Origin of the sequence: Flavobacterium sp. XGLA_31 (genome assembly GCF_051547105.1) — a bacterium.
Classification (GTDB): Bacteria; Bacteroidota; Bacteroidia; order Flavobacteriales; family Flavobacteriaceae; genus Flavobacterium.
The window spans coordinates 28,052-53,955 of record NZ_JBPTTM010000003.1 but is presented as its reverse complement, the minus strand read 5'-3'; the positions used below and the strand labels follow the sequence as shown (position 1 = coordinate 53,955).

General features: G+C 40.8%; 28 protein-coding genes. 3 read left to right on the top strand and 25 right to left on the bottom strand.

Annotated elements, in window-relative coordinates; genetic code table 11:
- Positions 1 to 53 precede the first annotated feature (53 nt).
- Positions 54 to 623 carry a DUF4256 domain-containing protein gene (locus ACSVH6_RS06795; protein ID WP_438076846.1) on the bottom strand — a complete coding sequence of 190 codons (570 nt, stop codon included), beginning with the start codon at positions 621 to 623 and terminating at the stop codon, positions 54 to 56.
- 201 nt (positions 624 to 824) lie between these two features.
- Between ACSVH6_RS06795 and ACSVH6_RS06790 the strand changes: the two genes are divergently transcribed.
- Positions 825 to 1,469 (top strand): hypothetical protein, encoded by a 645-nt coding sequence (locus ACSVH6_RS06790; RefSeq protein ID WP_438076844.1) that lies wholly within the window; start codon positions 825 to 827, stop codon positions 1,467 to 1,469.
- Positions 1,470 to 1,507: 38 nt separating this feature from the next.
- Here the strand turns inward: ACSVH6_RS06790 and ACSVH6_RS06785 are convergent, their stop codons facing one another.
- From ACSVH6_RS06785 to ACSVH6_RS06710, 16 genes are all read right to left on the bottom strand, one after another.
- Positions 1,508 to 3,028, bottom strand: a complete 1,521-nt coding sequence (locus ACSVH6_RS06785) for a carboxypeptidase-like regulatory domain-containing protein (protein ID WP_438076842.1) — start codon at positions 3,026 to 3,028, stop codon at positions 1,508 to 1,510.
- 153 nt (positions 3,029 to 3,181) lie between these two features.
- Positions 3,182 to 3,616 (bottom strand): DUF1801 domain-containing protein, encoded by a 435-nt coding sequence (locus ACSVH6_RS06780; RefSeq protein ID WP_438076840.1) that lies wholly within the window; start codon positions 3,614 to 3,616, stop codon positions 3,182 to 3,184.
- Positions 3,617 to 3,662: 46 nt separating this feature from the next.
- On the bottom strand, positions 3,663 to 4,100 hold the full coding sequence (locus ACSVH6_RS06775) for a VOC family protein (RefSeq protein ID WP_438076838.1): 438 nt from the start codon (positions 4,098 to 4,100) through the stop codon (positions 3,663 to 3,665).
- Between the two features lie 524 nt (positions 4,101 to 4,624).
- A complete protein-coding gene (locus ACSVH6_RS06770) occupies positions 4,625 to 5,131 on the bottom strand; it encodes a GNAT family N-acetyltransferase (RefSeq protein ID WP_438076836.1) in 507 nt (168 codons plus the stop codon).
- 169 nt (positions 5,132 to 5,300) lie between these two features.
- Positions 5,301 to 6,281 (bottom strand): polysaccharide deacetylase family protein, encoded by a 981-nt coding sequence (locus ACSVH6_RS06765; RefSeq protein WP_438076834.1) that lies wholly within the window; start codon positions 6,279 to 6,281, stop codon positions 5,301 to 5,303.
- Between the two features lie 222 nt (positions 6,282 to 6,503).
- Positions 6,504 to 7,496: a T9SS type A sorting domain-containing protein gene (locus ACSVH6_RS06760; protein ID WP_438076832.1), complete on the bottom strand. Its 993-nt coding sequence runs from the start codon at positions 7,494 to 7,496 to the stop codon at positions 6,504 to 6,506.
- A gap of 158 nt (positions 7,497 to 7,654) precedes the next feature.
- Positions 7,655 to 8,443, bottom strand: a complete 789-nt coding sequence (locus ACSVH6_RS06755) for a hypothetical protein (RefSeq protein ID WP_438076830.1) — start codon at positions 8,441 to 8,443, stop codon at positions 7,655 to 7,657.
- 259 nt (positions 8,444 to 8,702) lie between these two features.
- Positions 8,703 to 9,254 (bottom strand): DinB family protein, encoded by a 552-nt coding sequence (locus ACSVH6_RS06750; RefSeq protein WP_438076828.1) that lies wholly within the window; start codon positions 9,252 to 9,254, stop codon positions 8,703 to 8,705.
- Between the two features lie 56 nt (positions 9,255 to 9,310).
- Positions 9,311 to 9,817, bottom strand: coding sequence for a Crp/Fnr family transcriptional regulator (locus tag ACSVH6_RS06745; RefSeq protein WP_438076826.1), 507 nt, complete (start codon positions 9,815 to 9,817; stop codon positions 9,311 to 9,313).
- A 129-nt stretch (positions 9,818 to 9,946) separates the two neighbouring features.
- Entirely contained in the window at positions 9,947 to 10,363 is a 417-nt protein-coding gene (locus ACSVH6_RS06740; protein WP_438076824.1) for a DUF3788 domain-containing protein, read from the bottom strand.
- Positions 10,364 to 10,529: 166 nt separating this feature from the next.
- The gene (locus tag ACSVH6_RS06735) at positions 10,530 to 10,883 is read right to left on the bottom strand and encodes a hypothetical protein (RefSeq protein WP_438076822.1); all 354 of its coding nucleotides are present in this window, start codon (positions 10,881 to 10,883) and stop codon (positions 10,530 to 10,532) included.
- Positions 10,880 to 11,362: a DoxX family protein gene (locus tag ACSVH6_RS06730; RefSeq protein ID WP_438076820.1), complete on the bottom strand. Its 483-nt coding sequence runs from the start codon at positions 11,360 to 11,362 to the stop codon at positions 10,880 to 10,882. The genes ACSVH6_RS06735 and ACSVH6_RS06730 overlap by 4 nt, the downstream gene beginning before the upstream one ends.
- Positions 11,363 to 11,590: 228 nt before the next feature.
- A complete protein-coding gene (locus ACSVH6_RS06725; protein WP_438076818.1) occupies positions 11,591 to 12,274 on the bottom strand; it encodes a hypothetical protein in 684 nt (227 codons plus the stop codon).
- A gap of 1 nt (position 12,275) precedes the next feature.
- Positions 12,276 to 12,659, bottom strand: coding sequence for a hypothetical protein (locus ACSVH6_RS06720; RefSeq protein ID WP_438076816.1), 384 nt, complete (start codon positions 12,657 to 12,659; stop codon positions 12,276 to 12,278).
- A gap of 154 nt (positions 12,660 to 12,813) precedes the next feature.
- Positions 12,814 to 13,623 carry a DUF2971 domain-containing protein gene (locus tag ACSVH6_RS06715; RefSeq protein WP_438076814.1) on the bottom strand — a complete coding sequence of 270 codons (810 nt, stop codon included), beginning with the start codon at positions 13,621 to 13,623 and terminating at the stop codon, positions 12,814 to 12,816.
- A 279-nt stretch (positions 13,624 to 13,902) separates the two neighbouring features.
- The gene (locus ACSVH6_RS06710; protein ID WP_438076812.1) at positions 13,903 to 14,331 is read right to left on the bottom strand and encodes a hypothetical protein; all 429 of its coding nucleotides are present in this window, start codon (positions 14,329 to 14,331) and stop codon (positions 13,903 to 13,905) included.
- A 219-nt stretch (positions 14,332 to 14,550) separates the two neighbouring features.
- Here ACSVH6_RS06710 and ACSVH6_RS06705 point away from each other — a divergent pair, with 219 nt between their 5' ends.
- Positions 14,551 to 15,225: a fibronectin type III domain-containing protein gene (locus ACSVH6_RS06705; protein WP_438076810.1), complete on the top strand. Its 675-nt coding sequence runs from the start codon at positions 14,551 to 14,553 to the stop codon at positions 15,223 to 15,225.
- Positions 15,226 to 15,352: 127 nt separating this feature from the next.
- Here ACSVH6_RS06705 and mnmE read toward each other — a convergent pair whose 3' ends face one another.
- Genes mnmE through ACSVH6_RS06690 form a run of 3 tightly spaced genes read right to left on the bottom strand, consistent with a single transcriptional unit; the run spans position 15,353 to position 19,934 of the window.
- Complete coding sequence (gene mnmE, locus ACSVH6_RS06700) at positions 15,353 to 16,750, bottom strand: tRNA uridine-5-carboxymethylaminomethyl(34) synthesis GTPase MnmE (protein WP_438076808.1); 1,398 nt, start codon at positions 16,748 to 16,750, stop codon at positions 15,353 to 15,355.
- 39 nt (positions 16,751 to 16,789) lie between these two features.
- Positions 16,790 to 19,021, bottom strand: coding sequence for a redoxin family protein (locus tag ACSVH6_RS06695; protein WP_438076806.1), 2,232 nt, complete (start codon positions 19,019 to 19,021; stop codon positions 16,790 to 16,792).
- Positions 19,011 to 19,934, bottom strand: a complete 924-nt coding sequence (locus ACSVH6_RS06690; RefSeq protein WP_438076804.1) for an ABC transporter ATP-binding protein — start codon at positions 19,932 to 19,934, stop codon at positions 19,011 to 19,013. The genes ACSVH6_RS06695 and ACSVH6_RS06690 overlap by 11 nt, the downstream gene beginning before the upstream one ends.
- A gap of 165 nt (positions 19,935 to 20,099) precedes the next feature.
- On the opposite strand from ACSVH6_RS06690, the gene ACSVH6_RS06685 reads away from it, so the two are divergent.
- Positions 20,100 to 20,933: a universal stress protein gene (locus tag ACSVH6_RS06685; protein WP_438076802.1), complete on the top strand. Its 834-nt coding sequence runs from the start codon at positions 20,100 to 20,102 to the stop codon at positions 20,931 to 20,933.
- Between the two features lie 55 nt (positions 20,934 to 20,988).
- Here the strand turns inward: ACSVH6_RS06685 and dnaN are convergent, their stop codons facing one another.
- The 5 genes from dnaN to ACSVH6_RS06660 all read right to left on the bottom strand — a co-directional run bounded on the left by dnaN (position 20,989) and on the right by ACSVH6_RS06660 (position 25,796).
- Complete coding sequence (dnaN, locus tag ACSVH6_RS06680; protein WP_438076800.1) at positions 20,989 to 22,107, bottom strand: DNA polymerase III subunit beta; 1,119 nt, start codon at positions 22,105 to 22,107, stop codon at positions 20,989 to 20,991.
- 112 nt (positions 22,108 to 22,219) lie between these two features.
- Positions 22,220 to 23,908: a gliding motility-associated ABC transporter substrate-binding protein GldG gene (gldG, locus tag ACSVH6_RS06675; protein WP_438076798.1), complete on the bottom strand. Its 1,689-nt coding sequence runs from the start codon at positions 23,906 to 23,908 to the stop codon at positions 22,220 to 22,222.
- A complete protein-coding gene (gene gldF / locus ACSVH6_RS06670) occupies positions 23,908 to 24,633 on the bottom strand; it encodes a gliding motility-associated ABC transporter permease subunit GldF (RefSeq protein WP_438076796.1) in 726 nt (241 codons plus the stop codon). The genes gldG and gldF overlap by 1 nt, the downstream gene beginning before the upstream one ends.
- Positions 24,634 to 24,664: 31 nt before the next feature.
- Positions 24,665 to 24,961: a putative quinol monooxygenase gene (locus ACSVH6_RS06665; RefSeq protein ID WP_438076794.1), complete on the bottom strand. Its 297-nt coding sequence runs from the start codon at positions 24,959 to 24,961 to the stop codon at positions 24,665 to 24,667.
- A gap of 10 nt (positions 24,962 to 24,971) precedes the next feature.
- Positions 24,972 to 25,796: an SAM hydrolase/SAM-dependent halogenase family protein gene (locus ACSVH6_RS06660; RefSeq protein ID WP_438076792.1), complete on the bottom strand. Its 825-nt coding sequence runs from the start codon at positions 25,794 to 25,796 to the stop codon at positions 24,972 to 24,974.
- Positions 25,797 to 25,904 lie beyond the last annotated feature (108 nt).

Sequence of the window (25,904 nt, the reverse complement as noted above, 5' to 3'; positions counted from 1 at the left end):
TAATGCATCAGGCAATTATGGCTAATATATAAAAATAAGTACAACCGAAGAACTCAAACATGCAATAGTCCTCTGAATCCCCTCACAGCATAATAAGATTCCGCTCCGTTATGGTACAAAAAAACGGTGCCGTACCGAAAATCACAAAAAAGAGCTCCGCCCAGTTGGCGAATGGCTGAAGGAGTTTCTACCCAACTCGACGTTTTGGTGTCAAATGAACCTAACTCCTGTAATCTCCTGTATTGGGCTTCGGTCAACAGTGCTATACCCATGGCTTCGGCCATCGCCACAGTACTGTTGGCAGGTTTGTATTCTTTTCTTGATGCCAGCGCTTCCGCATCGTAACACAAACTTCTGCGGCCTTTCGGACTCTCGGCGGCACAATCACAAAAAAGATAATCTCCCGTTTCTTCATCCTTCCCGATGACATCCGGTTCTCCTCCCGTGTGTTCCATTTCATGTAACGACCACAGTTTTTCGGGTTGACTTTCCAGTTTGGTTTGGATAGCTGACCATTCCAGACCATGATGACGGTTGGGGTTTTTCTCAAATCGAATTTTTAGGATATCTAACAGGTTTTCCTGTTGTTGAGTGCTTAGCTCTTTTTTATTTTTCACAGCCATAATGAGTTTTTATTCCAAAGTTATTTTGTCCGTATCTGTACTTGTCATGTGGTTCCCGGCTCATTGCCTTGTCTGTAATACTATAGGAGTCTGTTGGTGTAAATGCGTTTTTAATTTACCCGAAAAATAAATAAAAAAAGTGTAATATTTTGTACCTTAGAAGTGGTTTTTACTATTGGCAATAATCTTAACAATGTTGATATGAAAAATGCTACCCTTCTTGCAGCGGCCATAGCTTTTTCTTTTAACGGTTTTGCCCAGCAGAATGGCACGGACAAAATAGAAAAAGCAAAAATGGCACCCGATAACGGACTTGCGATATCCTCTTATCATGTGGAAGAAACCATCAACATGACTTTCGGAGGAGGCAAAACTACTTATGAAGTGTCTCATTTGAGTTTGGTGAACACCAACGATTTGGGGCAAAACAACACTCGGGTAGTCACCCCGAAGTATATAAAATGCAAGACCAATGAAACGGCAACCATCGTAAGCGAACTATCCGAAGCCAAACCCGTAGTAGAGCCTCTTACAGTCCCTCCCGTGACTGCCGCAAAAGTAGTGCGGCCTGACGGAAAACTCACTCAGGCCTCCATCAATATCATCGAGACGTACGAAAGGGTGTTGGAGAAAGGCTATGAAACAGTAGACATGCTCAAAGCCACAGGGGACTATCGTTTTTTTGCCGGCGATTTGGTGAAAGCGGTTCGGTGGTACGACCGGCTCTTTGCACTCACCACCGATTTGGACCCCGTATACTACTACCGATATTCAGAGTGCCTGAAAGCCATTGGACAAACCGAAAAAGCCGCTCAGATGAGAGCTTGGTTTGAAAGTAAAAAATAAAGTAACTGGGTCCCGGATTTTGAAAAGAAAAGAATCTATTATTCTTCAGCTTTCAGTTGTTTCATGGCTTCCAAAGGTTCTATCACGCTGTACTCTTTCCAGAACGAAGGGTCGTAGCGTTTTAGTGGCGTATAGTCGAAGTCCTTTTCTTTGAATTGCTCTACCGCGACATTGCTGGTTTCCTCTCTGTTCAGGTTCAGTAATTCGGTTTTGTTTATCATGTTGCCTTCTACTTTTATATTGAAAGACACCACGTCTTTTTCGGCATCGGTTAATTCAATGAATTTCAGCGGACGGTTTACATAGATGTATTGTCCGGTTTCCATAGCCGCGTACTGCAGGTAATATCCTGTACCCATTGGATTCTTTTTATAAATGACGGTGCCCTTGTTCACGTTTTCGGAACTTTTGACGCCTAGCAGGAACTTCATATTAAAACTGTTTAGCGTTTTGCCTTCGGCCAACGTATAATCACAACGCACTATAGCATAATCGGTGACCGAAATGTAAAGTTTTCCGGTGTATTTGGCTTTGCTCTTGTCGGGGGTGAAGCGAATGATGTATACGTAGTCTTCATCGCTTTTATACACCTTGCCTTCGTAGGTGTAGGTATAAGATTCGAGTTGGTTCAAAAAGTCAAACTTCTCACTTTGCATGAAGTTGTTACGGTACAACGTTGTCATCATATCGGTTCTCGCTTTGGAGACGGTAGTTTCCGGTTTCGATTTGCTGTTTTTCTCGTGCATTCCATCTTTCAGTGAAATCGTATCTCTCGAACCAAAGAGTCCGCTTTTCAGACGGTAAAACTTGTTGGGGTCTAAATGTTTCAGGAACGTTTTTTCTACCATTTCTTTCATGTCTTCTAACGAAACGGCCTGTTCACTGTTGCGCAGTGAGGCCGCTTTTACCGCTTCGAGTTTGGAAACAAACAGCGGCTTGTCATTTTTTGTGGTGAGGGTAGTGTAGTAGTTGCAAAGCAGGTCTTTGAACCCAAAAGGCGGTTGTTTGATGAGTTTGTCTCCAAAAATCTTCAAATCGGCATTGGTGGTTTTGAGTTGCTCTTTGCTGAAACCGGTCGACTTGTCAATGGTAATATCCACTTTTTTCGGTACAAAACCGCTGCTGTTTCGGGTAAAGAGTTGGTCTTTAAAAGCCAGCCCGTTGCCTTTGTAATGCAGCTTCAGATTCCGTTTTACCGCAGCCATGATGCTGTCAACATTCGGTTTTTCATTGCTCACCGTAATGTCATCCAGTGCCACAATGCCCGGTTTTAGTTGGATTACATACTGTTGGTCTTTCAAGGCGGCCAGGGTAGTTTGCAACGGCGCGTACCCCATGTAGGAAACCAGCAGTTGGGTGGACGCTGTATTGTTGCTTTCCGACAGGGTAAAATAACCTTCGGCATTTGAAATGAGATTGGCAGTATCGTTTACTTTAATATTGGCAAAGGGAATGCTTTCCCCCGTGTCGGCATCTGTAATTTTCAGGGAAATCGTTTGTGCAAATTGGGTTTGAATAGCAAAAAGACAAAAGAACAGGACAAAGAAGAGTTTTTTCATAAACAGGCTTTACAATAAGATGGATTTGGCTAAACGATGACTACGTTGTGGGACGTAATGCTTTCAAAAATGGGTTATTTCCGATTGATTCCCTCCAACAAGCTAAATATATTTAAACATTTTGAATAAATGGAGTACGGTGTCAGTTAAATTTTACTTTGGCTCACCTCCAAAGTGTATGATTTCTTCGAGTACGTTCCTGTTCAGGTCTTTCAATGATTTAAACTTGATGCAATAGCCACTCACACTGGCTTTACCTATACTTTTGCCATACGTCTGGGCCAGATAGGTCTTGTCCTTGAGGCCCATAAGGTAAAGAGAGATTCCGGTGGTGTTGCCACTCATCCCGATTTGATAAAAGGCTTTTGTTGTCCCGTCGGTATAGTTTAGGTTTTGCAGTCCGTAGCCAATGTTGGGATTGGAAATTATTTTGCCTTCGCTGTTTTTACCATCCAAAAACCAGAGTGTGCAACCGGGCATCAGCTGCAGAATGAAGCGGTGTAATGCCTCCATATCACTCCGTTTGGGTTCCGGTTGCGCGTTGATATAGGCTTTGATTTGGTCTTCCGTGTGGCTATCCATATTCATAGAGAGTGTATTGGGTTCGTATTTTTTTGTGATTACCTATTGTGGTTTATCCTTTGTTGGGGTGGGTTGGATTAAAGGCCACCATCCATTCTATGCCGAACCGGTCTCGAAACATCGCGAAACAACCCCCGTCGGGATTGTCGCTCAGGGGAACTTCCACAGTGCCGCCGGCTGAAAGGCCGTTGCATATCGTGTTGGCTTCTTCACGGCTCTCGACCGTAACGGATATCTTCGACCTGTTTTCATTCTCGTTGGTTCGTCCCATACTTTCGGGAACATCATTGGCCATTAAAGTGTTGGGACCGATAGACAAACCAATGTGCATGATTTTATCCGCCTCCTCTGGGGCCACGGGGTATTCAGGACTTGCAATGTCTTTAAAGCGGATAATTTTGGTGAACGCGCCGCCAAATACCGATTGGTAAAAAAGGAATGCTTCTTCGGCGTTCCCGTTAAAGTTAATGTGTGGATTGATGAGTGCCATAGGTTAAGTATTTAAGTTGTGCTTCCTGTTGCTATTCCAAATATAAAGATTCCTTTTGGATTTGTTTTGAAGCTCGGGTCTTTTCAATTGGAATAAAACTTTATGGCATCGTAAATTCCAACTAAAAAGGCTAAAAAGAAAAGAATGCTAAAAAGATAAGCTACAATTTGAGCTCGCATAGATATTATATCATTCGCTAAATTTTTAGTTTCATTCTTTCGCTTTTTTCGCTTGAGAAAGTAGTAAATTAAAATACAGGCCAAAAAAGGAAAAACGATGTTTACAAAGAGAGCTTCATTTTCTGCGGCGGAATGTTGCACTTTTAAGAATACCATTTTCTTTTAGGGTTTTAAGTTTACTGCTAACGTTAGGCGGCTTGGCGATAGTGGTAATTTGGAAACGTCAACCGAACTTTAGCAAAAAAGGGCAATAAAGACTGATGTTGAGTTTTGTATTGTATGCCACAAAATTGACAAACGGCTTTCAGTGGGTAGGACCTTATTTTTATACTAATGATTTGCCTTTTAGGGCAATCTGAATTCAAACTCCACATTATCATCATCTAAAGCTTTGATTTTTTTAAAGTCCAGTCTTTCGAGGAGTTTTATTGCCTTCTCATTTTGTTTGTTTGTTGCAGCCCATATTCGATGTAACCCCATAGTCTTTATTCCAAATTTAATGGCTAATTCAATGGCATGAGTCATAAACCCATTTCCGCGATAGTTAGGCAATAAAACACAGCCTATTTCTCCCTGTCCTTGGTCAAAACCACGGTAGTATCCGCAGGTTCCAACTACTTTGTTAGTCAAATTGTCTACAATAGCCCAATGGATAGAATTGCCCTCTTCATAATCCTTGTTGATTTTCGAATTCATTTCTATTGCCTGTTCCAATGTTGTGGCTTGAACAGCATCATAAAATGAAATTTCTATAAGATCGCCAAGGTCTGAGTGAAGTAGCTGTCGCAGCGTTATTTTTTCGTTACTAACGAATGGAAAATCAGCAAAAGGAGGAGTTTTAATTTGGCTCATGATTGTTTTTTGGATTGATGATTTGTAAAGATAAGCAAAATATCAACTTAGTAATTCCCTCTCCGTTATCTTGCAATTCCTTCTGCATGGTGCTACAACTTAAAAGACCTGAAAAATACAAACCTCATCCAACAATTCGTTTTCTCCGGTATAACTGACGGCTTAAGCATTAGTCGTTTTTAAACTCTTCGTCAATTGCTTCCCTTAGGTCGTAGAGCAGCCATTCCTTTTTCAGTATGGCACTTTGCTTTTTTTTCAGCAACGCTAAAAAATCGGTAACCCCCACCGGCTCATTTCCGTTGCCGTGAATCAATACAATATCGCCGTTTTGTACGCTTTGTCCTTTGGCCAGCCAGGCATCGCTGCCAATAGGGATGAGCCCGTAGTTGGTTACCTGCTCGACCAGATTGCGGTCAGATACCAATCCGGGAAACCGAAAGAAGACTGAGCATACGATTTCCTTTTCCAACAAGCGTTGCTCCAGTAGTAAAATTTCAGTGTCTAGGTTGGTTTGAGGTTCCAGCAGGAAATTTTCTTTTAGGGGCAGTTTAGGATTGTACCTGTGGTTGTACGTATGGTTGATCCATACAATATCTATCGCTCCCGACTTTACCATTCCTTTAAGCCATTCTATATCTTCCGGGTGCGTATTTAAAAATTTTCCGGTTATGGATACTCCTATGGGTTTGGGGGTTCTAAGATTTTTGAATGCTTCTGCTATCGAAGTAAAAATGATCCGGTCTAATGTTTTATGCGAAGGACACAAATCAATGGTAAGCGCAATCCCTTTGTTTTTGGAATACCCGTGTTGTATGCCGGCATCCTGAATCGAAAATGACTGCCGTTTTGCAAAGCGGATGGCCTTTATGTAAGGCGTCTTACTGTACAAGGTTACCAGCTCATCCCACTTTTGAGTAACCGGTCTGATTTTTTCAGCGGGAATGAGGTAGGTTTGAATATCGTTAACCCCCACTGCTATATAATACTGTCTTTCCTGACTGCTATAGGCACGGATTACGGCCACTTCCATACCGTTGTAGACTGCAGTGGCAAAATACTTCCGGTAATTGGTAATGGCAGTGTACTGGGAGCGCAACCCCAGCGGCAGTAGGAGCATAGTTACAATAAATACAAGCAGATTTTTTTTCATTCCTCGGCGGTTACATTACAAATTTCTTAAACTGTAAGAATGTACAACAGCAAATTAAAATAATTACGCAAAACTCTCTCAGGGGCTTGTTGTTTTCGTTAAGGGGTCTTCTTTTAAATCAAGGTAACTGGCGATTTTCCTATCCCAAATATAAGAATTCCTCTTTGATTGGTTTTGGAACACATTTCTTTGTTAATGGTCGTTGCTTTTATGAATAACAATCTAAGATTTTAAAATTTTATTTAATTTATAACCTCTTTCGGTATATGTTTTAAAGAAATATACTCCCTTTTCTAAATTACTCAAATTTATTTCAGAACCGGGAGATGAAATTTTTAAAATAAGCCGTCCGTTGATGTCAAATATTTCCAAAGAATTTATTTCCTCATTATTTTTTAAATGTATAGTTTCAAAAAAAGGGTTCGGAAAAACAGTATAAGCAGCATCTTGTGAATAGTCAGGATTTGATAGTGCGCATGAAGCCGTTTCAAATTGAAAGCTACATTCGGAAGATAAAAATTCGTTGTCAGAAGTCATGCCGAAAAAGACTGAACTGGCAACTTGTAAATCGGTTACAGTATTATTGGAGAGGTTTAATTCCAAAACAGCTGTTTGTGTACAGCAGCGAATAACAGTTGAATCGCATGAAGTATATATTCCGGCAATACCAAAAATTGCAGCATATTGTTGAGGGAGACAAAAGATGTCAGTTAAGGTATTATTCTCCAAATTGTAGGCTTTGATTTTATTGGTTCCGTCAGCTGCAAATATCAAGTTACCCTTGTAAAAAGTTAAATCACCGGGTGTGGCGAATCCTAAAGTGGTAACTAATTCCGTCGTGTTAGTGAGTATGTTATACTTATATAATTTAGAATTCTCTCCCGCATTACTAATAGTGTATAATTCGTAGTTGTTACTACATGTTAACGAATTATATAATCCATCTGCCGGTAGTGAGGTCAAAATTGTAAAATTGTTATTGCCATTAATTGCTATAATTTTATTAAAATCAATAATGGCATAAAAAATGTTTGAAGGCGATAAAGCGATATCTTCAATATAAGAAGGCGTATTGTCAAGAGCAATTATACTTGTAAGTGATGAGTCTGAATTGAGCCGATAAATCCTATTATCCATTTTACACAGATAGGTGTTTTGCGCTTGCATCATATTGAAAACAAAAAAGAATAAAACTAATGTTAGTATTTGTTTCATATGGATAGGCGTATTGTTGGCCATTGCTACTCACGTTCCGCAGCACCGTGTGTAACTGAAGAAATTCACCATGCCACTGTTAGTGCTCCTAAAGGTATTAAAAAATGCCATAGCAACTGTTTGTTTTGCAGCCTTTTTCTAAGTGGGCTAACAGGAACTTACTCGGCTATATTTTGTTGCAGCAGCAACAAAGCGCATAAATTGGCCAGTAGGAAACGATCTTCATTCTCGGTGTCGGACAGGTAAACAAAGCCGTTATCCATCAATGACACGGCTGCCACCGTTTGTCCGGCCGGGTTGCTTATTTCGTAGCCTACAGCACCCATCCACATGGCTTTGGGGCCTTGGGAGGTTTGCAAATGGGTGATGGGCTTGAGTTGGTAATAGCGGTTCTTGCTTTGCTCAAACAGGCCGACGTACTTTTTAGCGTTCTTTTGAGACTCGATATTGTCTAAAACCAGTTGCCACGGCTTAGGGTCTCGGTTGACAAACACCTGTGCGTAAAACATGTTTTCCTGATCGATGTCCTGTCCTATGAGGTCGCGCATGATGTTTACCACACTGTTGGGGTTGTTGCCCACCAACAGCCTTTCAGCTTCAAAATGAGAGGAAGCATAGACGTCGCTTTGGTTTTGAGCCCCGTCGCTCAACTGAAAACTGAAGGTTTGCGACTTATCGGTCGCGTCAACCGAGAGCAGTTCCGGGTACCAGAAATCAACTGCCGGAGAAACCGATACGGGTAGGCGGGTATTGCCTCCTTTGGTCCAGGAGCGTTTTACTTTAGCAGTAGAGTAGGTTCCGAAGCTTAGTTTTTGATTGATGAGCAGCCCTTGGCGTCCTTTTACTTTGTATTCAGTCAGTGCATCGGCATTGGTAAGGGCGGGTTTGAAAGGGGTACAGCCTGCCACGAGGAGTCCCAGTACTAAAAAGGCGGTGATTTTGTTCATTTGATTGTTGATTTGATTGATGCTATTTTGAGGCATGAGTAGCTGTAAGCGGGAAAATGTTACGCACTTTCAGGGAAGGGATGACAGCAATTAGGTTTTGGGCTGGGTGTGGTGTTTTTGATTGTTGCCAACCGTTCCGGGCTTTGCGTTCGAGCGTGTAATGGAAACACAAAAGCCAATATTATTACTAAAGTTCAATTGAAAAACTACTGTTGAATTTTATACATCAGCCCGGCAGACGCAAAACCCTTGTTGGGTATCAGGCGTTTTTCATCGCTGTTTCTATTCGGTCAATTTGAGCTAAATGTCTAATGATATGATTGATATAAAATTGAAAAGTGTCGCCTAATTTTAGCTTGATAAAAGAGGCAATGGAAGTCTGAATTTTAACTTTATTCAAACTCACATTTCTTGAATTATTTAGCAATTCCAAAAGTTTGATTTGTTGATTCATGAACTTATCAATTACATTTTTGTCGAGTTTAGCGTTTAAAGGATTTTTGTCTTTAAAGGTTTTCATTGTGTTCAATTTTTGTTTTGGCAACATACTTTTTGCAAAATAATTTCCTAAAATGCCACTTCTAAATTCAGCTTCAAAGTTAGCAGTAGAGCTTTTTATTTTGTTTTCTATTTGTGGCAAATAAAAGTTGCCATACAAATTCAAATGTTCTAAACATTCCAAAATACTCCACGAAGTAGCGTTTTCTTTCCACGTCAAGGTATGTAAATCGTAGTTTTTCAGTTTTTCAACTTGGTTCAAAATTTGTCTTGTTTGTTCTAAAAGCGATTCTGTTAATTGCTCTGACTGCATAATTTTAATTTTTAGGCAAAAGTCTAAAAACCGTTTTTTGTAAACCTTGATTGAAGTCAAGACTTTTTTAATCGAGATAAAGTTTCAGCACTCATTCGTAAATAATTGGCTATATGTCGATGCGGAATTTCTTGAAAAAGTTGTGGGCTTCGTTCTAAAACTCGTTGGTATCTTTGTTTTGGTGAGTTAGTCAATATGTCAATTTCACGTTCCATTTGTTGAATAACCAAATTTTCTAAAATGGTTGTCCATAAATTGCTGTTTTTTTCACATTTCAAAAAATCGTTAACTTGTTGTTTCGTAATGACTTTTAAAACAGTCTTTTTTATGGCTTGAATAAATAAGTCAGAAGGTTTTTCTGTTAAAAACGAGTCTAACGAAACTATTAAATTGTTTTTGTAACCAAAACGAATGGTTTGTTCTTCATAGTCGTCCAACACAAAAATTCTCAAGCTGCCACTTTCAACAAAATACAAATTAGTATCAATGCCCCCTTTTACTTTCAGAAATTCGTTTCTGTCGAGGGTTATTGTCTTGTCTGAAAGCTCTACAATTTCTATCATTTTTGTTTCCTTATGCGGTTCGTTTTACGCTTGCACCCAAGTGTTCCGCGGCTTCGCGCAGTAACTGCAAGGTAAGAAAAAATGTTATGCGGAATGAAGAGTTTCGTTAATGCGCTGTTAGCCAAAGGCCTAATTATCAATTTTAATTGTAATCAACTTTTGAATATCACCGGAATTTGATTGGTTTCTGACGTCAATTCGTATTCCTCTCCCTTCAGCATATACTTTAGCCGATTTAAGTTCGGTTTTAATGCTTTCAGAAATAGCACTCTCAAGGATTTTTTCTGTTGCCTTTTGTCCAAAGACAAATGCGGTCTTAAAGAAGTTTTCTCTGGGAAGTAAATAAAGAAGTACCCTTTTATTGTCTTTTATCCGGTAACTCCAACCAAACTTTTCACCTGAAAAATGCCACTCCGACTTCGCGTTGGGATAATGGTCTTTTGTAAACTCTTCAAACTTTTTCCAAACTTCAAATGTCTCTCCTAACGCTTTTTTCAAACTAACGGTGGTTGGAATTTCATTTTTGTTGGTAAATATACTTTTCATGGTCTTTCTGCGATTTTCAAGGCTTACTTTTACTTACCGCGGCTTCGCGACAGTAGCGAAGTTCGGAACGAATTATTTTCCGTTAAAGATAAAATATTTTCGTGAGAAAAATGATTTGGCCAGACAGGTGCTTGGCAATAATCGCAAGATGGCTGTTAGCTGTTGTTTACTTTGGAACGTTATATTTTGCATTATAAACAGTTGTGTCTATTTCGGAAAAAATGATGCGCCTGTTTTCACTATTTGAAAGCTCAAAAGAGTCATTAACAACAAACTTTACCTCGGTAAATTTATATCCAGTGTTGTAAGTAACGAAAGCTCGGTAAATTTTCCCGTTTAAGGCAGGTTGCATGAGGAAATCTTTATCCCAACTCAGCGGTTTGTCGCTTCCGCGAACACCAACAGACTTGATATCTTTAAAATCGTTTGCCTCAAGGCGGTATTCGACAGTGACTTTCCTTGTTTTCTGCACGCATGAAATAAATAGCAGTAAATATAATATCGGCGTAAATTTTTTCATGGCTTTTTGTAAAATAAATTATCTATCCCGAACCGTCCAGATCCTAAAATCATATAAAAAACCGCAATCCATAAAAATCCCATTGCTGGCATCATGTTCCAAAGTCCTTGATTAAATTGCTGCATGAACATTGCAACAAGCATTGTGCAGATTATCAGAAACGACCAAATGCGCGTGCCTAAACCGAATATAAGGAAAAGTCCGCCTACGGCTTCACTGAATGCGCCCATCCACGCAAAAAAGGCGGGGAATTTTGCAAATATTCCACCATACTCCGCAATATCATTCGGAAACCAAAAGGCCACTTCGAATAATCCCAAGTTGTTATCTGGCGGCGACCAAGGTAATCCGAATTTCGCAGCACCAAAATTAGAAGTTAGTAAATATCCGCAGATTACGCGTGGAATCAGTAGAATTAAATCTTGAAAGAGCGAAGGCATCTTTATTGGTTGGATGATTTTTTGAGCGATTTTTTTCATGTAATTTTTTAGTTAAAACCTCAAATAAATAACAGCTAACGTGCTGCAGCTTCGCGTGGTGGCGAGAAGGTAAGCGGTTAGATGTAAAGATATGTAAATTTCCTTTCGATTTTCCGTTTAAGGAAAATCGATTACAGCTATTGCGCGACACGAAGCGAAGCCGACTGACGAAGGAACCCGAGGCCACAGGCCGAACAGAGCGAAGCTAAACCGCTGTTAGCAGCTGGCTTACATTTCATAATGTTTTACTAGAATCCCAAATCTATTACAATTAAGTTCATATTTGGTAACATTTTTATCAGAACAGTAGAGCATGTGTATAGAATTTGGATCAGAATAAATTGCTGGCGATGGCCAGTTTGTAAAGTTTGTTCTCTGCAAAGTATATTCAAACATAGAAAGCTCTCTTCTAAATCCTAAAACTTCACGAATCATACTCTTTTCACATGTTGTGTTTTTGCATTCTATTGCAAGGAATATTTTATCATTTTGTGGTTTATTAGATAAATTAGGCTCAATGATCGCAATATCTAATTCATGATAATCTCCAGGAATTTGAGGATTAATAGATCCTTTAAATAGGTAGCTTAAAGTATTAAAATATAAATCCGTGAAAAGCTCTCCCCATAGAATTTTATTTTTATAAATCTCGAAATATGGATACGCTCTATTTATTGGACCACCTTTTTGTTTCAGCATTAGTTTTGAGCCTCCAACTAATTTTAGAGTTAGATTTTCTTGTGTAACAAGTTTTTCACAAACGTGTGCTAAAACTGATGCTTCGTATAATTTACCTCTTAATCCATTTACAGGAAGAAGTTTAGAAGTTCTTCTTGCGCTTAGTCCTGCAGCAGATTTTAAGGTTGCTGCAATTTCATGTTTTATTCTATTTATTTCTGATTGAGCTAACATTTTATTGAGGGAATAATTGATTTGAAATATTTGTAAAAATAGAAATCTGTTCTTGATATGATGGCAGTTTTTTTAAATCAAATTCTAGTTTCTCTTTGCCTTCAAAATATTCAAGTGAAATATCTTCAATATGATTGTCGCTGTCTAGAATTTTATTTATTCTTGAGATTGAATTTTCAATTACTTTATCGTTTGAATAGGATTTGAATATATTGATAATTTGATTAAGATAAAACCTTAAAAATTGATTTTGAGAAAATTGGTCTAATTCCATTTCAGATTCCTGCCATCTTACTAATATTTGTTCATCAATTTCCGCGAAACCATTTTCATACAATTGTTTCTGTAGATATTCAAAAATCTCTTTTGATTGTTCTTCTGTCATATTGATAGTTGTTAAAGCTTGCTGTTAACGTTTCGCGGCTAGCCGTCAGTTGTGATGCCAGTGAACGGATTATTTTCTGTTAAAGATAAACGTTTTTCGTGAACACGTAAAAATAAAAACCAGCTATAGCGGATAACAGCTGTTATAGCCAGTTTTAATAATTTATATTTCTGAATTCAAGCCATCTTTTCAAGTCAGATTCTCTCAAAACATGAACTTTGGTGTAATTTGAAATGATGTTATTATAAGTTTCTATTTGGAATGAAGATAATCTTGGATTGGCGATTATTTCAAAATGTATAGTTTCTAAATCGGGTAACTTGAAGCGTAAGAAAGTTTCATCATCGGTGTTGTTTAGAAAGCCAACAATTCTATATTCGGCCTCATGATTAAACGATAAGTGCTTTCTGAAAACTGAGTATTTTAATGTGGATTCTTTTTCCTTGGTCAACATTTCTTCAAAATTTTGATATTCTACTTTTCCAGCTAACAATAAATCTATTTTGCTTGTTGGTTCGTTTTGGAGTTCTCTAGAGTCACGAATTAAATTCTGAAAATATTGTCTTTCAAATCTTATAGCAAAACCTGATTTTCCATAAATATCCCACATTGCAAATGATTCAACATCGTTTAGTATCCAGCAACTAACAAACCTTTCTTTCTGTTGAGCTAAAAGGTTTGATTGGATTTGTCTTAATTTAACAGTGTTTTTTTTAAATATTTCTTCCCATGTAGAATCTGGAATGTCAGGATTTGCATCTTTTGGTTTGGCTACATCTGAAAAATATTTAAGCTGATTTATGTCATATGGTGAAATGTTCTCAAGATTGTCTTCAAATTTATCTAACCTAGTTAGGTAAATGCTATTTGTTCTAAAAAAATCAATTAACTTTTCAATAGTTAAATATCTGTAAACATATTTTTCTTTGATTGTTTCAGTATGATATGTGTCCCATCTAATCATGTCGTGTCTAAAATTGGCTATAACGTTCCGCGGCTTTACACAGTAGCGGGATGCGAAACGATTTCTTTCGGTTAAAGATAGCATTTTTTGTAAAGAAAAACGTGAAGAACAGTAAATCAGCTATTGCGCAACCCGAGGCACGCGCAGCGTGACGAACAGAGCGAAGCTACCCGAGACTGCATTAGCAGTCGAACGGACGAAGTAAACCGCTCCTAAAAGCCTTATAAATCATTTCCAATGATATTCAGGTACACAAAAAGTGTATATTTTGTTAAAATTTCAGGTTTTGGAAGCCGCTGAAATAGAAATGAGGAGAAATGGTAAACCATTCCAATGATATTTTGGTACACAAAAAGTGTACATTTTGTTAAAATTTCTGGTTTTGGGAGCCGCCGGAAAGGAAAAGAGGAGAAAAGTTACTCTAAAAGCAACGAAAGTTGGGGCAAAAACGACGAAAGTTAGAGGAAAATCGTCAAAAGTTACCCCAAAATTGACGAAAGTTGAGGTAAAATCGTCAAAAGTTACCCCAAAAGCGACGAAAGTTGAGGCAAAATCGTCAAAAGTTACCTCAAAAGCGACGAAAGTTGGGGTAAAATCGTCAAAAGTTACCCTAAAATCGTCGAAAGTTGGGGTAAAATCGTCGAAAGTTGGGGTAAAATCGTCAAAAGTTGGAGGAAAAACGTCGTATGTTGGGTGGATTTTCAGCAAAAGAACACTGCTGTTTGATAAAAACAAGGTGCACTACGTTATTTTGGGGTAAGGTATTGAATACTAACAAACTACGCGAAGCCTTACTGGCTAAGGGTTTCGTAAAAAAGTATAAAATTTAACAGTAGGGTCTTACAAGTTTGGCATTGTTTATGTAAGGTATCTTACAAATGGTACCATTGTTTTTTTTAGTTATTCATTTTTTAAAATCTATTATTTATGAAAACAAGATTTTGTCGATTGGAGTTCCACAACTTTGGGACTTCAAAGCTGGACACGTTTTCCAGCGAAGTGAAAAACGGGATTTACAACAATGCTGCCGTTTTTGAGAACCCTACGGTGACCGAAGCCGATTTTACCCAGGCTCTCACTGATTTTAACACCGCTGCCGCCGATTATGCCCAGTTTGGCATCACCAAAAAAACGGCTTTTGAAACCAAGCGTCAAAAGTTGATGCAGTTTCTGGATAGTTTGGCCAACTATGTCGATTCGATAGCGCAGGGAGACATTTCCGTTATTGCCCTCGCCGGATTTACGCCTAGCAGCATCTCCAGTGAACAAGCGCCGGTATTGGATAAGATTCAGTACTTTTTGCTGAAACGCACCGAGGTAGCCGGAGAAATCATTGTCGACATTCAGGCGATTCCCAAAAAAGGAACGATTGCCTACGGATGTATTTGTGTAGAAGGAGCTCCGTTGAGTAATCCTGTATTTGTAAACGGACAACTCAAGTTGTCTGCTGATGACCCTGCCGTTTTGCAGGACGCTAACAAAACGCGTCGCAAGATGTTCAGCGGTCTTACGCCCGGAGTGGTGTATTACTTTTATGTATACGCCACCAATTCGGCAAGTGTGTCCCCGTTAAGTGATGCTAAAAGTATATTGGCCGCTTAATCGTTTCCGAATCGTCAAAGAATACCACAAACTCTCAAGGTCACTTGGGAGTTTTTTTATGAAAAAGAAAGTCTCTCATCCATCCGTCTCTCATCTATCATCTCTCCGTCTATTATCTAAAAAACACTTACTTCCCGATACAGAAGTTCGCGAAGATGTTGCCCAACAGTTCGTCATTGGTCACTTCGCCCGTAATCTCCCCAAAGTAATACAGCGCCTGTTTGATGTCGATGGCCATCAGGTCAGAAGACAGGTGGCTGTCCAGACCAAAACGCACTTTCTGAATTTCTTCCAGGGCTTTCAACAGCGAATCGTAGTGACGGGTATTGGTCACGATGGTTTCGTTATTGCGCAACGCTCCGGTGTTTACAAAAGACAACAGTTGGTTTTTCAGGTCGTCAATGCCCAGTTTGTCTTTGGCCGAAAGCAGTAGGATGTTCGGAATAGTGTTCGTCAGATGCGCGGTTTGGGCTGCGGTCAGTTTATCGGCTTTGTTGCCAATCACCACCAGGGCTTTCATCGGGAACTGGTTTTTGATTTTTTCCAGTTCAATCCGCACTTCTTTCAGGTTTTCGTTATCCAAAGCCAACTGCGAGCTGTCCATCAGGTAGATGATGACCTGCGCCTGTTCTATTTTTTCAAAGGTTTTTTTGATGCCGATGCTTTCCACCACATCCTCGGTTTCGCGGATGCCCGCCGTATCGATAAAGCGGAAGCCAATGCCGTTGATGACCAGTTCGTCTTCAATAGTATCACGGGTCGTCCCGGCAATTTCCGAAACGATGGCGCGCTCTTCGTTGAGCAACGCATTGAGTAAGGTGGATTTGCCCACATTGGGTTCGCCCACGATGGCCACGGGAATCCCGTTTTTAATCACATTGCCCACGGCAAAGGAATCAATCAGGCGTTTGAGGACAAATTCGATGCGGTTCAGCAATTCCCTAAACTGGGTGCGGTCGGCAAATTCTACATCTTCTTCGGCAAAGTCCAATTCCAATTCAATCAGCGAAGCAAAGTTCAACAGCTCCTCCCGAAGTTTGGCAATCTCGTTGCTGAATCCTCCGCGCATCTGCTGCATCGCAATCTGATGGCTGGCTTCGTTATCCGAGGAAATCAAATCGGCTACGGCTTCGGCTTGCGACAAATCGAGTTTGCCGTTGAGGAACGCCCGTAAGGTAAACTCACCCGCCTGCGCCATGCGACAGCCTTTGCGCAACAACAACTGTATGATTTGTTGCTGAATATAGGTCGAACCGTGACAGGAAATCTCGATGACGTCTTCGCCGGTATAGGAATGCGGATTCTTAAAAAGCGACAACAACACCTGGTCGTATACTTTGCCTTCCTCCACAATATGCCCCAGGTGGATGGTATGTGTTTTTTGTTTCAAAATCGACTTGCCCGAAACCGATTGGAATACCTGCTCGGCAATAGGGAAGGCCTGGTTCCCCGAAATCCGGATAACGGCAATGGCGCCGGCACCCGAAGGCGAAGCTAAAGCTACAATAGTTTCCTGTTCAATCATGGTCGAAATTTTTGGCAAAGATACTAAACTCAGCCCTATTTATTCATCGTCTACCGGCAAGTGCAATGCTTTTTGCAACAGCCTTTCAAACGAAGGGTCGCTGGCTAAAGGGAGTTTGGCGTTGACAAAATTCCCGTTGCCGTCTATCATCATGAAGCGGGGAATGCTCACAATGTTATAGTCCTTGCTGAACTGTTTCATATTGGCTACATGCAACTGCAACACCGATTTGGATTTGCTCTTGGCGTCAATATACCAGGGTTTAGGGTTTTCATCGATGCTGAGCGCCAGAAACTGCACGTTCTTTCCTTTGCCGTATTTCAAGGCCATCTTTTCAAAGTAAGGCGATTGCTGTTTGCATGGCCCACACCAGGTCGCCCAGGTGTCTATCACTAACAGTTTTCCTTTGAAATCAGCCAAGATATAAGGCTTGCCTTCTAAACTTACCGCCATAAACGCAGGGGCGGCTTTGCCTTTGCCCAGGCTCTCGGCGATGCGGTTGATGTTGTTGATTTTTCGTGTATAGTTGCGGTTCCCGAATTGCGAATTGTACTCGGCCACCAACTGATTGCGTTCGGCACTGTTGGAGGCTTCCTCCATGCTCTTGGTGAGTTGCCAAAAGAGCATTTTGTCTTTGAACGAACCGTTCTTCATATGAGCTATGGCTTTCAGGGCTTTAGTGTTCTCGTCCAGGTCTTCTTTGTTTGAGGCCACCAACTGGCTGATGACATAATCAAAATAGAAGCGGTTGCTCAACAGGCTTTCATCGGTCAGCGATACACTGTTCTTCATCTCTTTGATGCCGGCGGTTTCCGTTGTTTTTTCGTTCGGATACAACGCGGCTCTCTTCTGAAGCAATTGGTTCCACTGGTTGAGGGAATTGGTGGTAATCAGCTTTTTCTTCCGTTGGGTATAATCGTCCTTCGGGATGTAATTGTCTACCGTTCTGAATTCGTCCGACTTCTCCATGGCTTCTTTCCAGTCTTTGTAGATGCCCTCCGTGATGATTTGCGGTCGGTCTAAGTTGAGGTTCTCCTGCAGGTAATAAGAAGTCATGCTCCAGTCGAATTTAGTCTCGCTCTCCATTTGATTTTCGGCCAGACGGGTGCCTTTGATTTTAAATTCCGAGGCTTGTCCGTTTACTTTTCCCTCAATGTAAATGCTGTCATTAGTGCCGAAAAACAGGTTGTTGTCGAATTTTTGGTCGACTACAAATACATAATGATCCGTTACCACTTTTTTGTCAAACTGATAGTGGAAGGTGTTGTTTTGCAGGGGAATCACCGCCAGGGTGTCCTGAATGATTTTGTCAACGATGTAAATGTGGTGAAAGGTTTCTTTGCTGTCAATCTTTCCGGCCACTACGGTTTTGGGGTAAGACTCCATCTGTTTCGGACGCAGCAACCCATAGGTCAATCCGCCAAAAACCAGAAGGACGGCAACCAAAGACAAGGTTCTCTTAGCCGGTTTTACAAAGGCGGCTTTGAACTGCTTGTGACGGTACCAGTTGAATCCGATGTACAGCAAAATAATGCTGAGGGAAAGCCCCACATAATCGGTAAAGGTAAACCAATGGCCCAGGTCACTGCCTTGGGGTTTGGCCGCTATTTTGGACAGAATCTCGTAAGGATACCACACCGGCACCAGATTGAAAGGCTGTAAAAACACCGTGAGCAGCAATCCGAAAAAACCAATGACGATAGACCAGATAAAACTCGGAATCAGCACTGAAATAGCAAACTGCAAAGCGGTAATCAACAACGAAGCGACAAAAAGCCTCGCCATGATGAGCATGATGCCACCCACCGGCAGTTCCAATACAGCCGATTTGGGCAGGGTAATAGCAAAGGTGAGTATCCAACCGGCCAACAAGGACGCCAGTGCAAAGGACACTATTGAAATCAGATTGGAACATAATACAGTACTGAATTTAGAGAAATAAATGGAAAATTTGTCTATCGGTTGGGTTTCCATCAATTGCCAGCCCCCGTTTTTATGGTCGAGTTGCGTAATACGGCTCACCGTAATGATGATAAGCAAAGGAAAAAAGAAATAGGCAAAAGGCTGCATGCTTTGTTCGGTAAAACTCAAATAGTGGTTGTAGGCCACACTGTCTTTTACGGCATCGTTGCTCTGAATGATAGCGACCATCATAAAGAGTATAGGAGAAATGATGCCCAGCAGTGCGCCGGTCCAGTAAAACCCGGTGCCTCTTTTTTTGATGTTTTCGGCTTGTAAGGCGGTGATAAAGAGGGATAGCTTATTTTTCATCGGTAGTTTTTTCATCAGTTATTGTCAGGAACCATTCTTCTAATCCGTCCAGGATTTTTACTTCGTATACGGCGGCATTTTGAGCAATCAGCCCTTTGATAAAGTCGGGGATTTGGGCTTTGTTGCCAATGTTTAAGGTTAGTTGGTTTTCCGCAGTCAGCACTACGTTGGGATAGGTAGCTTTCAAGGTTTCCGCCCATTTGTCGGCTTCCTCCAGCGTCACCTGAATTTTGCACAGGCTGGCTTTTTGAGAGAGCTCCTGCATGGTGCCTTCAAAACGAAGTTTGCCTTTGTTGATGATGGCCACATGGGTACACATCTTCTCGATTTCGCTCAGCAAATGGCTCGACACAAAAATGGTAACGCCTTTTTCTTTGTTGAGTTTGATAAGTAATTTACGGATGTCGATAATTCCGTTGGGGTCCAAACCGTTTACAGGTTCGTCCAGCAGCAGGAGTTCGGGCTCGCTCAACAGTGCCATGGCGATGGCCAGGCGTTGTTTCATCCCTAAAGAATATTGTCGGGCTTTGCGGTGCCCGTCTTTGGTCAAATCCACCAAGGCCAGCGCTTCGTCAATTTTTGCTTCGGAGATGCCGCGCAGTTTGGCGATATACCTCAAATTGTCAACCCCGCTCAAATGCAGGTACAAGGCGGGAGATTCTACCAAAGAACCGATTTTGGCAAAAACCATGGGCAACTGTTCTTGTAAAGGCGCGCCAAAGAGTTTGATGGCATTGCCCTGTTCGGGGATGATGCCGGTGAGCAAACGCATGGTCGTAGATTTACCCGCACCGTTGGGTCCCAGGAATCCGTAAATGGACCCTTTGGGAACATGGATGGCAATGTTGTCTAAAACTTTTTTGTGCTTGGAATACTCAAAATGCAGGGCTTCGGTTTGGATAATATAGTCCATCTTACGGGTTTAGTTTTAGCTAAAGTAAGTAAAATAATATAATAATTGACTTTTATCGCTGAAAGGAATCGCATTAAATTTACGTTAACGGTATTCAGTAACTGATAATTATCATTTAAAATGTGTACCTTTAATCAGTAAATTTGATTTTTAAACCTTCATGACATGAAAAAGATTTTAGTTCCGCTCGATTTCTCTGAGACTTCAGAAAATGCTTTTGTGTATGCCGTAGAATTGGCCAAACTCTTCAAAGCCGAATTGGTTTTGTTGCATACGTTTGATTTGCCGATTGTCGACAGTCAGGCCATGCCATTGAATTATGCAACGCTGTATGATACTATTGAGCTGACGAATCTGGATCATTTTAAAGAAGAACTACCCAAACTCAGAGCCATAGCCGAAGCCCACAAAGCGGAACACATCGTGATGAATCACATTATGATGGACGGCGAGTTGGTGTACAACATCAAAAAGGTCATCAAACAAGAAAAGGCAGATTTTGTCGTGATGGGAACCAAAGGAGCCTCCGGTTGGCTCGATTCCTTTATCGGCACTAATACCAGCAGTGTGATTTCGGATGTGTCGGTACCGGTGTTGAGCGTTCCTTCTGAAGCTAAGTTCACCAAAATTGAAACCATAGCGTTCACCACCCGTTTCCGTCAAAAAGACATTAAGGCTTTGGAAGACGTGGTGAAAATGGCAAAAAAACTGAAAGCCAAAGTGAAATGCCTTTACGTGCAAACGCCGTCGTCGGATGTGACGGATGAAACGGTAAAACGTTGGGAGTCTCATTTTGAAGATGAGGACAACATCCAGTTTTTTGTTCTGCCAAGCGAACACGTCAAAACCACCATCGAAGACTTCTTAGTGAATCAGGAAGTGGATATGCTGTCTATGCTGACCTACAAAAGAAACTTCTTTGTAGAATTGTTTACTACCACTACCACCCAAAAACTATCCCAAAGTTTAAAAACGCCTATCTTGGCTTTACACGAATAAAAAAACCGTAATCTCTTTCGAAATTACGGTCTCTCGGTATAAAGGTTAGTTTATATTAGTTGTTCAGCATGACCGGCATTACCAACATGGTAACCGTTTCTCCTTCGTCTAAACCGTCAATAGGGGTTAAGATTCCCGCACGGTTCGGCATCGACATTTCCAATTGGATTTCGTCAGATTGCAGGTTGGTTAACATCTCCGATAAGAAACGGGAGTTGAATCCGATTTGCATATCGTCGCCTTGGTAATCACACGTCAAACGCTCTTCGGCTTTGTTTGAGTAGTCAATATCCTCCGCAGAAATGTTCAACTCGGCACCGGCAATTTTTAAGCGAATTTGGTGTGTGGTTTTGTTCGAGAAAATCGCAACACGACGAACAGAGTTCAATAACAACACGCGGTTAATCATCAACTTGTTCGGATTTTCTTTCGGGATTACAGCCTCGTAATTCGGGTATTTCCCATCAATCAAACGACAAGTCAAAACGTAGCTGTCAAATGAGAAAGTCGCGTTGGAATCATTATATTCAATAGTCACATCCGATTCAGATGTTCCTAAAATACTTTTTAAAATGTTCAATGGTTTTTTCGGCATGATGAAATCAGCCACTTGAGAAGCTTTTACATCAGTACGGGCATATTTAACCAATTTATGCGCATCGGTAGCCACAAAAATCAAACCTTCCGGAGAGAATTGGAAAAACACCCCGCTCATTACCGGACGCAAATCGTCGTTTCCGGCGGCAAAAATGGTTTTGCTGATGGCTGTTGCCAAAACTTCGGCAGGAACAACGGTAGAGGAAGGATCTTCCAAGCTCACTGATTTCGGAAACTCTTCTCCCGGAGCGTAGGCAATCGCATATTTCCCGGAGTTGGAGCTGATTTCAATGGTGCTGTTTTCTTCCACCGTAAAGGTTAACGGTTGCTCAGGAAACGTTTTCAAAATATCCAATAACAATTTTGCCGGAACGGCCACACTGCCCTTGCTGGTAGAATCAATTTCTAAAGTAGCCGACATGGTCGTTTCTAAATCAGAAGCCGAAACCGTTAAGGTTTTGTTGTTTAATTCGAAAAGAAAGTTATCCAAAATAGGCAAAGTGTTACTGCTGTTGATAACGCTGCCTAAAACTTGCAGTTGTTTTAATAAGTATGAACTCGATACAATGAATTTCATCCGAAGTGTTTATTTATTTTTATTGGAAGATGAAATGACATCCATTCCACCTGAATTTAATTTTTACAAATATATCTTAAACTAATAGATTTCAAAAAGTTTTTTATTAACATTACTTACTGTATTTGCGCTTGCGCAAAATGGTAAAGAGTGCGCCAAATAACAGCAGCAGAACGATTGGCACGGCTACGGTTATGACTTGCGAATAGGTATACTCGGCATGTACTTTTTCTTTGTCGAGTATCGGCAAATCCACTTCTTTGCTTCTGATGTTAATAAGTCCGTTATCGTCCAGTAAGTAGTTGACGCAATTCATCATAAACTCCTTGTTGGCATACAAATTATTGGTCCATTTGTCATAGCCCAATTCCAGCGGTTGGAAGTTTTTATCCAGTTGGTTTTTGATGACATCCCCATCGGAAATCACAATCATTTTGTTGTCTTTGCCTTTGGGTTTAAAATCACCTTCTTTGAACGGCAATACCCGGTTTTCATACACCGAATGGAAGGCGCCTTCCAATAATACCGCTACCGGATATTTTCCGGTTCCGGTGAAATCTTTTTGTTCCGGTCGTTCTTCCACCATTTTCAGACTTACTTCTGAAGGGGTTCCAACCAATTTGGAATAAGGGGAGGAGGCTAACAAAACGGTTTTTTTGATGTCGTTTTTCAACGGTTCTATCGCGCTGGCAAATTCAAACTTGATGCCGTCCAGGTTGCTCACGATAGGGTGTTTCGTCCCTTGAGACGGATAAATCATTGGAGAGAAAAACCACGGGTATTGGGTGTATTGCGTGGCGCTGCCTTGTTCCCCTGTAGCCAGTGCTATTGGAGTAGCCATCAAATCCTTAACCAAATCAGGATGCAAACGAACCCCATATTTGAAGAACATATCGTTGAGGTTTAAATCTCTCGGAAAGGCCAGATTGGTTCCGGTTTCGTTGTACAGGCTGTCCATTTCCATATTCACCTGATCGACCAGCCACAGTGTTTTTCCGCCATTGATGACAAATTGGTCTAAGACTTGTTTTTCTTCGTCGGAAAACGCTTCGGTGGGTTTGGCAATAACAGCTAAATCATATTTTTTAAGGTACTTTAAACTTTCCGTTGGATTTTTGGCTACGGAGTCCAAGGTAAATGTTCCGATGTAATAATTATCGCGAACCGACTTCACAAAATCGGCAATCAGGATGTCGTGCAATTCTCCATTCCCTTTAATGATGGCGACTTTCTTTTCTTTGGCTTTGGAAACCGTGTTGAAGGCATTGGCAAAAGCATATTCCAGGTGTTGTACCGAACTCACCACTTTTTCGGCGGTGGAGGCGCCCATCATGTTTTTGAGCAACGGCACTTTTACCGAACGGTTTCCGCACGTGGCTACTGCCCAAGGAAAAACCATTTCCTGAGTTTGTTGTCCTTTGTCGTTCACTGTCACATTGACCGGGGTCATGCCGCGGTCTACAAAAGACTGCATGGTTTTGTCTTTTAGCTCTTCGTCTTCTAATGGGTTGACAAATTGGAAAACAATATTCGAATTTTGGGCCTTAAACTCTTCGAGCAACTGCTGGGTTTCCGTTTGCAGTTTTTTGAATTCACCCGGGAAATCACCTTCTAAGAAGACATCAACATACAAAGGCTCTTTGACTTCGCTTACAATTTCTAAGGAAGTTTTGGAAAGCGTATAGCGATGGTCAGCGGTGAGGTCAAAGCGTTTGAAAACAAAATGCCCGGCCACATTCAATACCACGATACTACCGATGGTAATAAGGATCTTTTTAACGTTGTTTTGTGGAGCGCTCATTAGGATTTCAAGGATTTAAGGTTGAACACGGTAAACGATAAAAACAAGAAAGCGACACTGATAAAATACAGAATGTCACGCGTGTCCAGTACGCCTCGGGCCATGCTCTTGAAGTGATAATCCATCCCGATTCGGGCAATCAAATCTTCAAAGCCTTTAATATAGGTAGAGGCACCTTCGAATCCGAAGTAAAATAAAAAACACAAAAATACCGCAAGCAAAAAGGCCACAATCTGATTTTCGGAAAGGGTGGAGGTGAAGATTCCTATGGCAGTATAGGAAGCCACCAGAAAAAGCAAACCAAAATAGGATCCCATGGTGCTGCCCATGTCCATATTGCCTTCGGGCATGCCCAATCCTCTGATGACGTATACATAAACCAAGGTAGGAACCAAGGCCATTACAATTAACAAAAACGAACCCAGAAATTTGCCGCTTACAATTTGCCAAAGCGACAACGGTTTGGTCAACAGCAATTCGATGGTTCCCTGTTTCTTTTCGTCTGAAAAGCTACGCATCGTTACGGCAGGGATGAGAAAGATTAAAATCCAGGGAGTTAAAGTGAAGAACGGACTCAAATCGGCAAATCCGCTTTGCAGGATGTTGTACTCGCCGTCAAAAACCCAAAGGAACAGTCCGTTGAGTAACAAAAACAATCCAATCACCAGGTATCCGATGGGAGAACCGAAGAAGGATTTTATTTCGCGTAATGCAATTGATTTCATTATATCTTTTTACTTTTTTACTAAATATTAATTAGGGCAGACTAACCACTTTGTCTACGCTCCACGCTTCCGGTTTGTCGTTGAACAGTTTTTTGGTAAAGGCCCATACTTCATCAAACAAAGCCGATTGGCGGTACTGTTCCAAATCCTCTTCGGTTTCCCAAAAGCTGTAGGTAAAAAAAATGCCCGGATTGTTTTTGTCCTGATACAATTCCAAAAACCGGTTGCCTTGTGCGCCTCGAATCTTTTCTTTCATCACATCAAAGTTGGCCAAAAATTTTGGAATATGCTCTTGGTGAAAACTCATTTTAACTATTCTAATAAACATAGTGTATTTTTTAATTTCTGAAATCAATGGTAATTACATCGCGGTAATTCAGTCCTAACAGGGATGAGGCGGAGCCCACGGTTTCCGGATTACTTCTGAAAATGGCTATTTCCAAAAAGCCCGCCTCGTTGAAAATGGCGAGTTTTTGCCCTTCATAATCTTTCAGCGGATACTTTTCCGAAGCACCGATATCGGAGTATTTAGGTAAAATAGTTTTGATGGTTTGGTTTTTGAAGCGCACTTCGTAAGGTCTTCCTATACCTATGGTTAAGAACAACTTTTTCGGAATGTTGGTTACCACGTTGCCCAAATGATCAATATAGATGACATGCCCTTTGATTTGATTTTCCTGAACGGTGGCTTGTAATTCAGTAACCTCTTTAATGGTTTTAATTTCTTTACCAATAACGTTAAGTAAGCCGCCTTTCGCCAGATGGCAGGCCACTTTTACAAATACATCCAAATCGGTAGCATCACTGGGCAGTCGGTCATGAATATTGATAGCGACTATTTTTTGCGGGACAATCTTTTGAATTAACATACTCAGAATACCGTTATCGGCACACAGGAAATACTGGTCGTTCCATTGCATGGCAATATGTTGGTTTTCAGTATTGAGTTCGATATCTACTCCAATTAAATGCACCGTTCCTTTGGGAAAGCTGCTGTAGGCGGCACCTATTATATAGGCTGTTTCGGCTACATTAAAAGGATCTATGTCGTGTGAAATATCAACAAGGGTAGCTTCCGGAAATTCGGATAACAATTTACCTTTTAACGCACCGACAAAGTGGTCTTTTAATCCGTAATCGGTCGTTAAGGTGATTATTGACATAAATTGTTTATAACTTGATGGAAATAGAGCCCAAAAATAATGAAACCTATCCTTTTATTTGATTAAATTTGGGTACAAAGCTAACAATTATATAGCTAATTTTTTAAT

What these genes read in the sequence shown, in the direction of transcription:
- ACSVH6_RS06715 (WP_438076814.1), bottom strand. Translation starts at nt 13,623, where the DNA reads ATGATTAGATGGGACACATATCATACTGAAACAATCAAAGAAAAATAT.
- ACSVH6_RS06755 (WP_438076830.1), bottom strand. Translation starts at nt 8,443, where the DNA reads ATGAACAAAATCACCGCCTTTTTAGTACTGGGACTCCTCGTGGCAGGC.
- ACSVH6_RS06725 (WP_438076818.1), bottom strand. Translation starts at nt 12,274, where the DNA reads ATGTTAGCTCAATCAGAAATAAATAGAATAAAACATGAAATTGCAGCA.
- ACSVH6_RS06775 (WP_438076838.1), bottom strand. Translation starts at nt 4,100, where the DNA reads ATGGCACTCATCAATCCACACATTAACTTTAACGGGAACGCCGAAGAA.
- ACSVH6_RS06780 (WP_438076840.1), bottom strand. Translation starts at nt 3,616, where the DNA reads ATGAATATGGATAGCCACACGGAAGACCAAATCAAAGCCTATATCAAC.
- ACSVH6_RS06665 (WP_438076794.1), bottom strand. Translation starts at nt 24,961, where the DNA reads ATGTTTATTAGAATAGTTAAAATGAGTTTTCACCAAGAGCATATTCCA.
- gldF (WP_438076796.1), bottom strand. Translation starts at nt 24,633, where the DNA reads ATGAAATCAATTGCATTACGCGAAATAAAATCCTTCTTCGGTTCTCCC.
- ACSVH6_RS06765 (WP_438076834.1), bottom strand. Translation starts at nt 6,281, where the DNA reads ATGAAAAAAAATCTGCTTGTATTTATTGTAACTATGCTCCTACTGCCG.
- ACSVH6_RS06690 (WP_438076804.1), bottom strand. Translation starts at nt 19,934, where the DNA reads ATGGACTATATTATCCAAACCGAAGCCCTGCATTTTGAGTATTCCAAG.
- ACSVH6_RS06770 (WP_438076836.1), bottom strand. Translation starts at nt 5,131, where the DNA reads ATGAGCCAAATTAAAACTCCTCCTTTTGCTGATTTTCCATTCGTTAGT.
- ACSVH6_RS06735 (WP_438076822.1), bottom strand. Translation starts at nt 10,883, where the DNA reads ATGAAAAAATTTACGCCGATATTATATTTACTGCTATTTATTTCATGC.
- gldG (WP_438076798.1), bottom strand. Translation starts at nt 23,908, where the DNA reads ATGAGCGCTCCACAAAACAACGTTAAAAAGATCCTTATTACCATCGGT.
- dnaN (WP_438076800.1), bottom strand. Translation starts at nt 22,107, where the DNA reads ATGAAATTCATTGTATCGAGTTCATACTTATTAAAACAACTGCAAGTT.
- ACSVH6_RS06750 (WP_438076828.1), bottom strand. Translation starts at nt 9,254, where the DNA reads ATGCAGTCAGAGCAATTAACAGAATCGCTTTTAGAACAAACAAGACAA.
- ACSVH6_RS06745 (WP_438076826.1), bottom strand. Translation starts at nt 9,817, where the DNA reads ATGATAGAAATTGTAGAGCTTTCAGACAAGACAATAACCCTCGACAGA.
- ACSVH6_RS06785 (WP_438076842.1), bottom strand. Translation starts at nt 3,028, where the DNA reads ATGAAAAAACTCTTCTTTGTCCTGTTCTTTTGTCTTTTTGCTATTCAA.
- ACSVH6_RS06660 (WP_438076792.1), bottom strand. Translation starts at nt 25,796, where the DNA reads ATGTCAATAATCACCTTAACGACCGATTACGGATTAAAAGACCACTTT.
- ACSVH6_RS06730 (WP_438076820.1), bottom strand. Translation starts at nt 11,362, where the DNA reads ATGAAAAAAATCGCTCAAAAAATCATCCAACCAATAAAGATGCCTTCG.
- ACSVH6_RS06790 (WP_438076844.1), top strand. Translation starts at nt 825, where the DNA reads ATGAAAAATGCTACCCTTCTTGCAGCGGCCATAGCTTTTTCTTTTAAC.
- ACSVH6_RS06740 (WP_438076824.1), bottom strand. Translation starts at nt 10,363, where the DNA reads ATGAAAAGTATATTTACCAACAAAAATGAAATTCCAACCACCGTTAGT.
- ACSVH6_RS06685 (WP_438076802.1), top strand. Translation starts at nt 20,100, where the DNA reads ATGAAAAAGATTTTAGTTCCGCTCGATTTCTCTGAGACTTCAGAAAAT.
- ACSVH6_RS06795 (WP_438076846.1), bottom strand. Translation starts at nt 623, where the DNA reads ATGGCTGTGAAAAATAAAAAAGAGCTAAGCACTCAACAACAGGAAAAC.
- ACSVH6_RS06720 (WP_438076816.1), bottom strand. Translation starts at nt 12,659, where the DNA reads ATGACAGAAGAACAATCAAAAGAGATTTTTGAATATCTACAGAAACAA.
- ACSVH6_RS06705 (WP_438076810.1), top strand. Translation starts at nt 14,551, where the DNA reads ATGAAAACAAGATTTTGTCGATTGGAGTTCCACAACTTTGGGACTTCA.
- ACSVH6_RS06760 (WP_438076832.1), bottom strand. Translation starts at nt 7,496, where the DNA reads ATGAAACAAATACTAACATTAGTTTTATTCTTTTTTGTTTTCAATATG.
- ACSVH6_RS06695 (WP_438076806.1), bottom strand. Translation starts at nt 19,021, where the DNA reads ATGAAAAATAAGCTATCCCTCTTTATCACCGCCTTACAAGCCGAAAAC.
- mnmE (WP_438076808.1), bottom strand. Translation starts at nt 16,750, where the DNA reads ATGATTGAACAGGAAACTATTGTAGCTTTAGCTTCGCCTTCGGGTGCC.